This window comes from Klebsiella sp. K5-204 (genome assembly GCF_030128585.1).
Classification (GTDB): domain Bacteria; phylum Pseudomonadota; class Gammaproteobacteria; order Enterobacterales; family Enterobacteriaceae; genus Klebsiella; species Klebsiella quasipneumoniae.
Genome location: NZ_JAKUZS010000020.1, coordinates 1 through 13,329 on the forward strand (window position 1 = coordinate 1; position 13,329 = coordinate 13,329).

The window sequence follows — 13,329 nt, forward strand, 5'->3', positions numbered from 1 at the left end:
GCAGTTCATCGTGACAGAGCCGGGTGTCGTAAGCGCCGTCTGCCGATGCTGCCCTGATTTTTCTGTGAGTCTGCCGGATAAGACCCGGGAAGGCTTCTGAGTCCGTCACATTGTTCAGCGACAGGTCAGCGCAGATGATTTCATGTGTTTTACTCTCAACGGCGAGATGCAGCTTACGCCAGATACGGCGGCGTTCCTGGCCATGCTTTTTGACTTTCCACTCGCCTTCACCGAAGACCTTCAGCCCGGTGGAATCAATTACCAGGTGTGCGATTTCACCCCGGGTGGGCGTTTTGAAACTGACATTAACCGACTTTGCCCGCCTGCTGACACAGCTGTAATCCGGGCAGCGTAGCGGAACGTTCATCAGAGAAAAAATGGAATCAATAAAACCCTGCGCAGCGCGCAGGGTCAGCCTGAATACGCGTTTAATGACCAGCACAGTCGTGATGGCAAGGTCAGAATAGCGCTGAGGTCTGCCTCGTGAAGAAGGTGTTGCTGACTCATACCAGGCCTGAATAGCTTCATCATCCAGCCAGAAAGTTATGGAGCCACGGTTGATGAGGGCTTTATTGTAGGTGGGCCAGTTGGTGATTTTGAACTTTTGCTTTGCCACGGAACGGTCTGCGTTGTCGGGAAGATACGTGATCTGATCCTTCAACTCAGCAAAAGTTCGATTTATTCAACAAAGCCGCGTTTTGTTCAAGAGGTCCATATTCAGGAACAATCAACCTCCCCTGATACCGATATGCCCAGGCCATACCGTTTGCGACCATGATGGCGTTAACATCGTTGTTGTTAAGATAGATTGTGCCAAGCATACGACCATAGACGTCCTGCCCATGGTCCTGAATATTAACAACCTGATTTGCTACTAACTGAATCATTGTTTGCTTTGCCTTCTGCCCGAAGGCTTGCTTACTTTCAGGGGCATCAATCCCATAGAGCCGTATTCTTGTATTTGTTGCACCGTCATAAGCCTGGACTGTATCACCATCAATAACACGCACCACTTTCGCCGAGAAAGTTTTGGCAATTGAAGTTAGTGGGGAATATAAAAGGATAACAGCCAGTGGAAAAATGGATAATCTAGTTGTCCGGATGTTTATCATTGGTTGTCTCTGGATGATAATCATTAAATGTGATTTGAGGGGAAAATCACAACGATTTTGAAAAGTTACTTTCAATGTATAGGTTACTTTATTAACAACATGCTATTGTGTCAATGTATATGAAAATTATTACCTGAGGTGAATGAAAACGCATCTCGGCTCAGATCAATTAAGGGGGGCTTATGTCTACTGTTAATGATGTGATTGTATCTTATGGAGGTGACAGTAAAAGGTATTCAAGAGACTTCCAGACAAAAGAAGAATTTAAAAAGAGCTGGTACGCCGTTTTGTCACGGGCGCATGCTTCGGTAGAAGCGAAGGTAAGCTGTGCCTGTAAAGGTAAAGGACAAAAATCACTTGCCGTAAAATATCACTCAGGCGGTGATACTTATTTCCTGGCACGGTACCCGAATACAGGTAGTCAACATTCACCTGACTGTATTTTCTTTACGCTTGATAAAGACAATTCAGGTCTAAAATGCTATACACAAGGTGTCGTCAAAGACCTTAAAGATGGAGGCTACGGAATTAGGTTAGACGTGGCATTAGCCTCATCTGACTCGGAGTCGACCTCGATCGTACCGATAGATAACAGGAATAAATCAGGTGGTGTTTCTCAGAATAGCATGTCATTGCTGGGTCTTCTCCAGTTCCTGTGGGATGACAGCGGTCTGAATCGTTGGTATCCGAAAATGGCCGGGAAACGTAATCCTGGCAAGGTGTTCAACCTTATAACCCACTCTGCGGAAAAAATTAAAGTCGCATCACATCCGCTGTCCATGCATTTACTTGCAGGTGCATATCCTTCGACACCTCAAGAGACAAAAAACATAAAAATGACATCAGAGGCGCTGATGAATAAAGAGCGTCTGATATGCCTCAATGTACTATCTAAATATAACCCTGAAAGACACTCGAATGCATCAAAACGACTTCCGATAAAGTTTTTTTCAGGTGTTCCAGTTGTGCTGATGAATACTGAGAATTGGGCATCACTGGAGAAGAGATTCAGCTCTGAAATAGCAAACTGGCGTTCAGGAGGTAACGTAATCTGTATGGCTATAGGTGATCTGGGTAAATTTAAGGGGAAAGATACATACTATCTTAAACCACTTCAGATAGCATTGATGAATGTTGATGAAAACTGGATCCCGGCAGACTCGAGTTATGAGCTGACCATGCTAAATTATCTTCATAAGCATGAGCGGTCATTTATCAAACCCCTGAGATACGATGCTTCTAATAATGATGTTTTCCCAGATTTTTGTCTGACGGATATTGGGGGGCATGAACTATTTCCTATTGAGGTATTTGGTATGGATACTGCTTCATATTTGGCGCGTAAGGCGATCAAAGAAAGTTACTATAATGAACGATATGGAAAGGATGGTTGGGCATCATGGGTTGCACCGGCTGGCCCCCTACCCCATTTGCCCGATAAGGGCTGCAGTTAACGCCAAAATGCTTCAGTAAGGGCTTCGGCCCTATTATAACTATCAGCACTTTTCTGGCATAAAAGGCTTCAGCCCTGTTGTACTTCATCCTGCGATTTCAATTTTGATCAATTAACCGGCCAGAAATCATACGAAATTTTCTTTTCGTCGCCGTGCGCTACGTGAAATCTGACGTACTCACCCCTCCGTTTTTCTTCAGATTTCGCGTAGCGCAACCTGAACAAAAACCACTAGAAAAGTAACTTTTGGACTGATTTAGAAGCTGGTTACCCCCACCTCGGGTGATAACATTAATCTAACACATGGAATAAAGGGTATTATTCTAACTGTAAATAGGATGTTGCATACCTCTTGAAGCGATGGAAAAATGAGCACACTTCTGGTTATTCCTGAATTCATGCTTTTTGTTGGTTTTTATATCGACATATTGAAACCTTGTTTTATTTAAAAGGCATCAATTTTATAATCAATTTCTGTTATTTTATCGCTATTGACATTTACCATTGTGACTATATCCAATGATATTAAATCACTTACATCTAAAAGTGACGGTGTCACGTATTGTGCGCCCAGAGAGACCCTTTTCGTGAAAAAAGTAGTTCACTCCCATAACGAAATGTGGGCTTCTTTATTGCAGATCGTATGTGGATGTCTTCAGGTAGCAGGAAGGAAAGTGATGCAGGCATGAAAGGATGACAAACCGGCAAAGGGGCTGCTACTGCTCCGTATTCAACAAACCACCCCTGGTTAGTTGAATCCTTTGCCGGTTTTACTGACAATACCAGACAGGTAAACTTTTTCCATCAGATTTTCTCGTCAACATGTTGCATTCATAGTTTTTCCATAATTGGATGCTTTTGCAGGACAACTACGGTTTTTATCCTTTCGTGCCCGGTAAAAAAAATTGTTAAATAGCGATTTCACCCTTTTAAAGGAAAAATTGTCCTCAGGCTCACAGTACTATAAAAGTATCAATAATCAGGAGCCTTACTATGACTATCATGAAAGTTCATTATTCACCAACTGACGGGATCCCTTTGCACTCCCTTTATCTGAAGGAAACTTCAACTACTGAACGATCAGGTTCAGTACTGGGGGGCGGCATTTCGGGAGACTCTGTTATTCTGGGAGGCGGAGGTTATGCCGGTTCGGAAATGCAGAAGACGACTCGTTCTACTGTCTTTGCACCACCTGATGAAGTTACTGCTGAGCCTGACAACACAAAAATGGTCCTCCGGATTTCCTGTGTTTTCGGTGTAATGTTTTTACTTATAATTATTACCTTATTCAGTAATGCTGTTGTTGATATTTTTGACGTAAACGTATCTAAAACAATGTCTTCTTTCCTGGAACATGCTCCCTTCTTTATCATTGGACTATCTGTCATTTGTGCTTTCTTTGTTATAGGAATGACCGATCATGATTACACCCCGGTACTTGAAGAGCATAAAAGGAATGAAGCGCGTTTGTCTGTATACCACAGGCTACGCTATGTCGAAGCTGATAATATTGTTTTTGATCCGCAATCAATGAAAGGATGTTATGCAGAAAGAAAATTCATTGCTTCACTAGTTGAAAGCTGTATCACTAAGTAATATCCCTGATTTCCTTTACTAAGCCTTTCATGTAAGGCTTAGTAATTGCTTTAACCCTCCCTTTGCTCACTGTTTTTATATGCTTCCGGTTTATGGGTGTGCTAAAAGTTGCTTTCTCATGTTTGAAGTTGACTCCGAAAAATATTAAATGTTTTTGAATATTATTCATAAGCACTATTATATAAATAGGTACTAGCAAGTGAAATAATTACTGATAATATGTCTTTATGTGCTTCCTATTCTCTAAGGATGGTAATTAATGATATCTTCCACGCTTGTCCCGATTAACCCTTTCCAGCGATGTGCAATGGCTTCTATTGCTTCTGTGGAGAATCGCAGAGCTTTGGGACGGAAAACAGGAGAACTGGCCTACGTCAAAGCCTTTTTTAAAGAACTTACAGGTAAATCGCAAATTAGCTCGAATGACTTGAGAAAGGTTGATTCGAGTTACGATCCATTTGTTCGTGGCGAAGCAACTAAAGTTGAATACCTGCGTGCTATCGATATTCTGATTGAATCTCGTGGAGAGTGTTTTATTCTCCCTCTTTCCTGGTCTCTGGCAGTTTCCATGTTCCCGGAGTTACAGAACAGGGTTTTTCAGCGCCGCGAACACCGTGACCGGATTCATGATCAAAGGGTGGAGCGCCTGACAAAGAAAGAATCTAACCTATTGAAATATCAACTTGAAATTAACGTTGCAAAATCCAGGCTTTACTTGTCTTTCTGTGTTCCAGGTCAACATAAACGCTGGTTAGAAGAGTGGCGAAACGATACCCATGGACAAGGACTTACAACTAATCATATTTACCTGCTGATTAAGGAATGGTGGTCATCATTCTGGATAACTTCATACAGAAAGGACTATATTTGGTGTTACACACTGGCTGAATTGCTGGACGAGATTGATTATGTTCTTAGCACTATTACAATTATGGAGTTTAACGTCTGTTTTTCAGCGCTACCATTATCTCTTATATATAAAACTGGATAGAATACAAAGCTTCAATCAGAAAAACTAAATTTTGCAAGCCCAATATTTCTCACTGTTTTCAAGGGTTTTTTTGTACCATTTAAGGGGGTGGTTATTATTATCCAGAATTTATGAATCTGACCTTAATTATTATTGCTTCCGGTGGAAATACCCCCTTGATGAGCCGGTTTGGTTTAGTATGATGGTCTTATTCATAATCGATCGTAATCTTCTAAACAGATATGAGGTTTATCATGGCTGACTATTATTCAGAATGTGCTTGCCTTATCGAAGCAAATCCTACTCAAGCTGATATATTACTTGAGGCAATGAATGAATTGTTTGAACCGGATGATAGTTTTATTCAAAAACTAATTTCATGTGATAACACAAACGGCCTGTCAGAAATGGAGATTATTGTACGTCACTGTGTCCTGAACCATCCATTCAGAAATGTTGCAGATATTCCTGAAGACCTGGACTGGCATTTTGATGGGGAAAAATGCCCAGAAGGTTTTCTTATTAACAGTGATCTCGGTGATTTCAATTCTGAACATGGTGCGCTGTTTGCTCAGGCGGCACTTATTGCATTTGACAGGAACGAATTGATAGAGTTCAAAATTGCTTTTACATGCAGTAACTTAAAAAGGCCTGACGGGTTTGGAGGCGCTGCCTGTGTCGTGAGCAAGGATTTCATCCGGTGGACAGGTCTACACAATTTTCTGGAGGCTGAACGAACCGCTTTCGCCGAGAAGATGAATTACTTCTTTTGTGAATTTACAGAGGTCGTCGGTGAGCTTGAATATCCAGTATCGTTTATATTGCGTTGCCCGAACAGCGTTAATGCAGCGCATAGGTATGATGAGATTCAGCTTAACTATCGCGATGGTGGGGAAAAAGATGCCGAAGGAGGGATACAATTTAGTTCTGGCTCTGCCATCAAAAAATCCAGTATGAAACCAATCACTCCTGATGAGTTCCGGGTGATGAAATCGTACCTGAACGTCATGTGATTTTCTTTGGTCCGGGCATTCTCCCTCCACTCTTCTGTACTGATCTGTCTATTTTGTGAGGCATTATGACAAAGCAAATATTACCCAATGAACTGGCTGAAATCGTAACCGGTCTTCTTATTAAACCTGAACTGCTGGGTGAACTTGACTCCCGTGAGGCGCACCAGGCCTTCATGCTGGATATAGGGCGGGTAATTGCTGATCACTGTGGTGGACGGGTCAACGGCATTACGGATGGCGATGTCGCAAAGCCCTATCTTTCAGACATAGAGTGTACCCCCACACTCCACATTGAACCCGATGACCGTCTGCCTTCGACTGAACGTAACGTATGGTCAAATTATCATGTTGAAGCCTGGGCAGACGAGGGACAGGAAACTATCCTCGACAGGGCGATCCGAAACTCTGACAGAGCTGCCCTGCAATCTCTGCTTATTGTGGCCGCACAAAAATAATCTGTCGGTGCTCCTGTTATTAAACTAATGACGGACTGGCGTATCCCTGAAGGTGAACCGGTTTGCCATGAAGCGGATAGCAGAATTTATACGGCCACCTACCATCTGGATAACCAGACCTCAATCGAGGTGGCGGACGATACAGGTCAGCTTTGCTTAGGTGTATTACTGGAAATCAATCATGGCGTGCCTGCACTACATCTGAATGTGTCGGGTGGGGATAAGCTTCTCCACGTACATGCTGCACAAGGTGGACTTGTCCTGACACCAGACAGTTCCGGGGTACGGTTTCAGGGTGCTGAATGTGACAGGTATGCTTACAGAGATCAGAACTCATTACTTGTGAAGGAACAGTAATATACTGCCCTCCGCCGATCCAGAGTATGGGGTTACCGCATCAGATTTTACTGAGCACACAATCACGAAAAAGTTACTTTTTTCTCAGGAGGTGCCTGGACCCCTGCCCTTCATTTTGACGCGAGAAGGATGTTAGCACCTCACGTGCAGTTACTGTTATTCGCGTCCTGGTGGTATAGTGCAGCGGCTGGCAGAAGTAACCTACTATCCAACGGAATAAGATCACGATGAACGTCATTCAGCCCCGCATGCTTTCTGTATTTGATTTTGACGGTACGTTAACGCGGCATGATAGCTTTATCCCTTTTCTGCGGTTTGCCTTTGGCAATCGGGCGTTTTCGCGACGTATCGTCAGCATGGCTCTACCCACGTTACGCTGTATGGGTAAGCAGATGACGCGTGATGAGCTAAAAGAAACGCTCATTACAACTTTTCTTACTGGTGTTGAGGAAAAGTGGGTGTCTTCTAAAGCAGAGGAATTCTGTCAGCTCTACTGGCATCGCCTCATGCGCCCGGCAGGTTTGATTGCTGTGGCGAATGAAGTCACTTCCGGCGCGATCGTCACCTTATGTTCTGCGTCGCCGGAAATTGTACTCAGACCCTTTGCCGAAAAACTTAGGATCAAACTGATTGGTACACAATTAGAGACAAAAGACGGCATTCTGACTGGCAGAATCAGTGGTCATAATTGCAGGTGCTCACAGAAAATTATCCGGCTTGAAAAAGAATATGGACCTCTGACTGACTATCATCTTCGGGCATGGGGTGATACGCGGGGTGATTATGAACTCCTTTCCGCAGCGACTGAGCCTCACTGGCGTCACTTCCATCAAGGTTTCCGTCGTAAACTTCCGTCGAAGCTAATCATCAGATAAAAATTGCCCTTTATCGTTCTGTAATTTCTTCTTTACATAAAGGCAACATATATTCTACATTTAACCACTGTAACTGGTCAAAAAAAGAGTGCATCCTGGTAAATCGGTAGCTCGGACTATTAGGTATGCTTCAACCTGTTACCATTGGAATACCTACCTAGATTCTACGTCAGTACTTCAAAAAGCATAATCAAAGCCTTGATAAATATGCATTCCTTCGAAATTCAGCTTTCACCCATTGGGTGAAAGAAAAGTGCTCAAAAATATGTTAAATTATCAGCTTTTATGACTCGATATATGGTAAAATAATAGTAAGAAAAGTAGTAAAAAGGGGTTCTAATTATGATTAATAAAATTGATTTCAAAGCTAAGAATCTAACATCAAATGCAGGTCTTTTTCTGCTCCTTGAGAATGCAAAAAGCAATGGGATTTTTGATTTTATTGAAAATGACCTCGTATTTGATAATGACTCAACAAATAAAATCAAGATGAATCATATAAAGACCATGCTCTGCGGTCACTTCATTGGCATTGATAAGTTAGAACGTCTAAAGCTACTTCAAAATGATCCCCTCGTCAACGAGTTTGATATTTCCGTAAAAGAACCTGAAACAGTGTCACGGTTTCTAGGAAACTTCAACTTCAAGACAACCCAAATGTTTAGAGACATTAATTTTAAAGTCTTTAAAAAACTGCTCACTAAAAGTAAATTGACATCCATTACGATTGATATTGATAGTAGTGTAACTAACGTAGAAGGTCATCAAGAAGGTGCGTCAAAAGGATATAATCCTAAGAAACTGGGAAACCGATGCTACAATATCCAATTTGCATTTTGCGACGAATTAAAAGCATATGTTACCGGATTTGTAAGAAGTGGCAATACTTACACTGCAAACGGTGCTGCGGAAATGATCAAAGAAATTGTTGCTAACATCAAATCAGACGATTTAGAAATTTTATTTCGAATGGATAGTGGCTACTTTGATGAAAAAATTATCGAAACGATAGAATCTCTTGGATGCAAATATTTAATTAAAGCCAAAAGTTATTCTACACTCACCTCACAAGCAACGAATTCATCAATTGTATTCGTTAAAGGAGAAGAAGGTAGAGAAACTACAGAACTGTATACAAAATTAGTTAAATGGGAAAAAGACAGAAGATTTGTCGTATCTCGCGTACTGAAACCAGAAAAAGAAAGAGCACAATTATCACTTTTAGAAGGTTCCGAATACGACTACTTTTTCTTTGTAACAAATACTACCTTGCTTTCTGAAAAAGTAGTTATATACTATGAAAAGCGTGGTAATGCTGAAAACTATATCAAAGAAGCCAAATACGACATGGCGGTGGGTCATCTCTTGCTAAAGTCATTTTGGGCGAATGAAGCCGTGTTTCAAATGATGATGCTTTCATATAACCTATTTTTGTTGTTCAAGTTTGATTCCTTGGACTCTTCAGAATACAGACAGCAAATAAAGACCTTTCGTTTGAAGTATGTATTTCTTGCAGCAAAAATAATCAAAACCGCAAGATATGTAATCATGAAGTTGTCGGAAAACTATCCGTACAAGGGAGTGTATGAAAAATGTCTGGTATAATAAGAATATCATCAATAAAATTGAGTGTTGCTCTGTGGATAACTTGCAGAGTTTATTAAGTATCATTGCAGCAAAGATGAAATCAATGATTTATCAAAAATGATTGAAAGGTGGTTGTAAATAATGTTACAATGTGTGAGAAGCAGTCTAAATTCTTCGTGAAATAGTGATTTTTGAAGCTAATAAAAAACACACGTGGAATTTAGGGACTATTCATGTTGTTGTTATTTCGTATCTTCCAGAATAAGGAATCCCATGGTTAAAAAATCACTGCGCCAGTTCACGCTGATGGCGACGGCAACCGTCACGCTGTTGTTAGGAAGTGTGCCGCTGTATGCGCAAACGGCGGACGTACAGCAAAAACTTGCCGAATTAGAGCGGCAGTCGGGAGGCAGACTGGGTGTGGCATTGATTAACACAGCAGATAATTCGCAAATACTTTATCGTGCTGATGAGCGCTTTGCGATGTGCAGCACCAGTAAAGTGATGGCCGCGGCCGCGGTGCTGAAGAAAAGTGAAAGCGAACCGAATCTGTTAAATCAGCGAGTTGAGATCAAAAAATCTGACCTTGTTAACTATAATCCGATTGCGGAAAAGCACGTCAATGGGACGATGTCACTGGCTGAGCTTAGCGCGGCCGCGCTACAGTACAGCGATAACGTGGCGATGAATAAGCTGATTGCTCACGTTGGCGGCCCGGCTAGCGTCACCGCGTTCGCCCGACAGCTGGGAGACGAAACGTTCCGTCTCGACCGTACCGAGCCGACGTTAAACACCGCCATTCCGGGCGATCCGCGTGATACCACTTCACCTCGGGCAATGGCGCAAACTCTGCGGAATCTGACGCTGGGTAAAGCATTGGGCGACAGCCAACGGGCGCAGCTGGTGACATGGATGAAAGGCAATACCACCGGTGCAGCGAGCATTCAGGCTGGACTGCCTGCTTCCTGGGTTGTGGGGGATAAAACCGGCAGCGGTGGCTATGGCACCACCAACGATATCGCGGTGATCTGGCCAAAAGATCGTGCGCCGCTGATTCTGGTCACTTACTTCACCCAGCCTCAACCTAAGGCAGAAAGCCGTCGCGATGTATTAGCGTCGGCGGCTAAAATCGTCACCGACGGTTTGTAATAGCGGAAACGGAATGGGGAAACTCATTCCGTTTTTGTTTATCGCCTTAGACGGCAAAAGTGCTGTCGCCCACCTGCGCTTGCGCATACCAGGCCATAAGCTCCGTGGTTCCTGGTTCTCCTTCCGCTGGAGCCCAGTGCGCATAGTCATCGGCAGCCACGGGTTGATAGCCACCGTGTTTTACTTCAAAAATTATGCCACCGGTATCCAGCGACAGCACGGCATGCCAGGTTCCTGCGGCCATCTCCAGCACCGTACAGGTTTCCCCCAATATCGCCCGATGGGTGACGGTACCCCGATCGTCAAAATTCAGCACCACGAAACGACCCCTTAATGGCAACAGTAGCTCGAAGGTGTGAGGGTGTCGGTGCGGGCGCACGTAGGTCCCAGGTCATATTCCTTCCGGCGTCCGGCATTTTACCGCCAGACAGCTCGGGATTCGTGATATCACCGTTCTTGCAGAATACGGTCAGAGGGAAAATACCCGCCGTGAGCATGCAGCGCTGATACGTCAGCACTATCAGTATCGTGAATTTGCCTGGCCCTGGACATTTCGCCTTACCCGTCTTTTATATACCCGGAGCTGGATAAGCAACGAACGTCCTGGCCTGCTTTTCGATCTGGCGACAGGGTGGCTTATGCAACATCGTATTATTCTCCCCGGAGCCACTACGCTGACCCGGTTGATTTCAGAGGTAAGGGAAAAGGCGACGTTGCGCCTGTGGAACAAACTGGCACTGATACCGTCAGCCGAACAGCGTTCACAGCTGGAGATGCTGCTGGGGCCAACTGATTGCAGCCGCCTGTCTTTACTGGAATCACTGAAAAAGGGCCCTGTGACCATCAGTGGTCCGGCGTTTAATGAAGCAATTGAACGCTGGAAAACTCTGAACGATTTTGGCCTGCATGCTGAAAACCTGAGTACACTCCCGGCTGTGCGCCTGAAAAATCTCGCACGTTATGCTGGTATGACTTCGGTGTTCAATATTGCCAGGATGTCACCGCAGAAAAGGATGGCGGTTCTGGTTGCCTTTGTCCTTGCATGGGAAACGCTGGCGCTGGATGATGCATTGGACGTTCTGGACGCCATGCTGGCCGTTATCATCCGTGACGCCAGAAAGATTGGGCAGAAAAAACGGCTCCGCTCGCTGAAGGATCTGGATAAATCTGCATTGGCGCTCGCCAGCGCATGTTCGTACCTGCTGAAAGAAGAAACACCGGACGAATCGATTCGTGCTGAGGTGTTCAGCTACATCCCAAGGCAAAAGCTGGCTGAAATCATCACGCTTGTCCGTGAAATTGCCCGGCCCTCAGACGATAATTTTCATGAAGAAATGGTGGAGCAGTACGGGCGCGTTCGTCGTTTCCTGCCCCATCTGCTGAATACCGTTAAATTTTCATCCGCACCTGCCGGGGTTACCACTCTGAATGCCTGTGACTACCTCAGCCGGGAGTTCAGCTCACGGCGGCAGTTTTTTGACGACGCACCAACGGAAATTATCAGTCGGTCATGGAAACGGCTGGTGATTAACAAGGAAAAACATATCACCCGCAGGGGATACACGCTCTGCTTTCTCAGTAAACTGCAGGATAGTCTGAGGCGGAGGGATGTCTACGTTACCGGCAGTAACCGGTGGGGAGATCCTCGTGCAAGATTACTACAGGGTGCTGACTGGCAGGCAAACCGGATTAAGGTTTATCGTTCTTTGGGGCACCCGACAGACCCGCAGGAAGCAATAAAATCTCTGGGTCATCAGCTTGATAGTCGTTACAGACAGGTTGCTGCACGTCTTTGCGAAAATGAGGCTGTCGAACTCGATGTTTCTGGCCCGAAGCCCCGGTTGACAATTTCTCCCCTCGCCAGTCTTGATGAGCCGGACAGTCTGAAACGACTGAGCAAAATGATCAGTGATCTACTCCCTCCGGTGGATTTAACGGAGTTGCTGCTCGAAATTAACGCCCATACCGGATTTGCTGATGAGTTTTTCCATGCTAGTGAAGCCAGTGCCAGAGTTGATGATCTGCCCGTCAGCATCAGCGCCGTGCTGATGGCTGAAGCCTGCAATATCGGTCTGGAACCACTGATCAGATCAAATGTTCCTGCACTGACCCGACACCGGCTGAACTGGACAAAAGCGAACTATCTGCGGGCTGAAACTATCACCAGCGCTAATGCCAGACTGGTTGATTTTCAGGCAACGCTGCCACTGGCACAGATATGGGGTGGAGGAGAAGTGGCATCTGCAGATGGAATGCGCTTTGTTACGCCAGTCAGAACAATCAATGCCGGACCGAACCGCAAATACTTTGGTAATAACAGAGGGATCACCTGGTACAACTTTGTGTCCGATCAGTATTCCGGCTTTCATGGCATCGTTATACCGGGGACGCTGAGGGACTCTATCTTTGTGCTGGAAGGTCTTCTGGAACAGGAGACCGGGCTGAATCCAACCGAAATTATGACCGATACAGCAGGTGCCAGCGAACTTGTCTTTGGCCTTTTCTGGCTGCTGGGATACCAGTTTTCTCCACGCCTGGCTGATGCCGGTGCTTCGGTTTTCTGGCGAATGGACCATGATGCCGACTATGGCGTGCTGAATGATATTGCCAGAGGGCAATCAGATCCCCGAAAAATAGGGCACTGTTGCAAATAGTCGGTGGTGATAAACTTATCATCCCCTTTTGCTGATGGAGCTGCACATGAACCCATTCAAAGGCCGGCATTTTCAGCGTGACATCATTCTGTGGGCCGTACGCTGGTA

General features: G+C 44.6%; 11 protein-coding genes and 2 pseudogenes. 10 read left to right on the forward strand and 3 right to left on the reverse strand.

Annotated features, from left to right (window positions below; genetic code table 11):
- Nucleotides 1–661: IS5 family transposase (locus MKR05_RS26230; RefSeq protein WP_094965856.1), on the reverse strand; the 661-nt coding region annotated here is incomplete at its 3' end.
- Nucleotide 662: 1 nt separating this feature from the next.
- On the reverse strand, nucleotides 663–1,112 hold the full coding sequence (locus MKR05_RS26235; RefSeq protein WP_045372405.1) for a thermonuclease family protein: 450 nt from the start codon (nucleotides 1,110–1,112) through the stop codon (nucleotides 663–665).
- A gap of 182 nt (nucleotides 1,113–1,294) precedes the next feature.
- On the opposite strand from MKR05_RS26235, the gene MKR05_RS26240 reads away from it, so the two are divergent.
- The 8 genes from MKR05_RS26240 (at nucleotide 1,295) to MKR05_RS26275 (ending at nucleotide 10,567) form a co-directional block, all read left to right on the forward strand.
- Nucleotides 1,295–2,566, forward strand: coding sequence for a DUF1173 family protein (locus MKR05_RS26240; protein WP_004181719.1), 1,272 nt, complete (start codon nucleotides 1,295–1,297; stop codon nucleotides 2,564–2,566).
- A gap of 992 nt (nucleotides 2,567–3,558) precedes the next feature.
- A complete protein-coding gene (locus MKR05_RS26245; protein WP_058842871.1) occupies nucleotides 3,559–4,161 on the forward strand; it encodes a hypothetical protein in 603 nt (200 codons plus the stop codon).
- 259 nt (nucleotides 4,162–4,420) lie between these two features.
- On the forward strand, nucleotides 4,421–5,152 hold the full coding sequence (locus MKR05_RS26250) for a plasmid SOS inhibition protein A (protein ID WP_025368661.1): 732 nt from the start codon (nucleotides 4,421–4,423) through the stop codon (nucleotides 5,150–5,152).
- A 233-nt stretch (nucleotides 5,153–5,385) separates the two neighbouring features.
- Entirely contained in the window at nucleotides 5,386–6,144 is a 759-nt protein-coding gene (locus MKR05_RS26255; RefSeq protein ID WP_016947102.1) for a hypothetical protein, read from the forward strand.
- 65 nt (nucleotides 6,145–6,209) lie between these two features.
- Nucleotides 6,210–6,599 (forward strand): hypothetical protein, encoded by a 390-nt coding sequence (locus MKR05_RS26260; RefSeq protein WP_004181725.1) that lies wholly within the window; start codon nucleotides 6,210–6,212, stop codon nucleotides 6,597–6,599.
- 584 nt (nucleotides 6,600–7,183) lie between these two features.
- Entirely contained in the window at nucleotides 7,184–7,831 is a 648-nt protein-coding gene (locus MKR05_RS26265) for an HAD family hydrolase (RefSeq protein WP_001100942.1), read from the forward strand.
- Nucleotides 7,832–8,173: 342 nt separating this feature from the next.
- Complete coding sequence (locus MKR05_RS26270) at nucleotides 8,174–9,436, forward strand: IS1380-like element ISEcp1 family transposase (protein WP_284118964.1); 1,263 nt, start codon at nucleotides 8,174–8,176, stop codon at nucleotides 9,434–9,436.
- A gap of 255 nt (nucleotides 9,437–9,691) precedes the next feature.
- Nucleotides 9,692–10,567, forward strand: coding sequence for an extended-spectrum class A beta-lactamase CTX-M-15 (locus tag MKR05_RS26275; RefSeq protein ID WP_000239590.1), 876 nt, complete (start codon nucleotides 9,692–9,694; stop codon nucleotides 10,565–10,567).
- A 46-nt stretch (nucleotides 10,568–10,613) separates the two neighbouring features.
- Here MKR05_RS26275 and MKR05_RS26280 read toward each other — a convergent pair.
- Nucleotides 10,614–10,958, reverse strand: a pseudogene (locus MKR05_RS26280) (WbuC family cupin fold metalloprotein); the annotation flags it as partial.
- A gap of 13 nt (nucleotides 10,959–10,971) precedes the next feature.
- Here MKR05_RS26280 and MKR05_RS26285 point away from each other — a divergent pair.
- Both MKR05_RS26285 and MKR05_RS26290 read left to right on the forward strand, forming a co-directional pair.
- Nucleotides 10,972–13,200, forward strand: a pseudogene (locus tag MKR05_RS26285) (Tn3-like element Tn3 family transposase); the annotation flags it as partial.
- 67 nt (nucleotides 13,201–13,267) lie between these two features.
- On the forward strand, nucleotides 13,268–13,329 hold a 62-nt coding region (locus MKR05_RS26290; RefSeq protein WP_001549973.1), incomplete at its 3' end, for a hypothetical protein.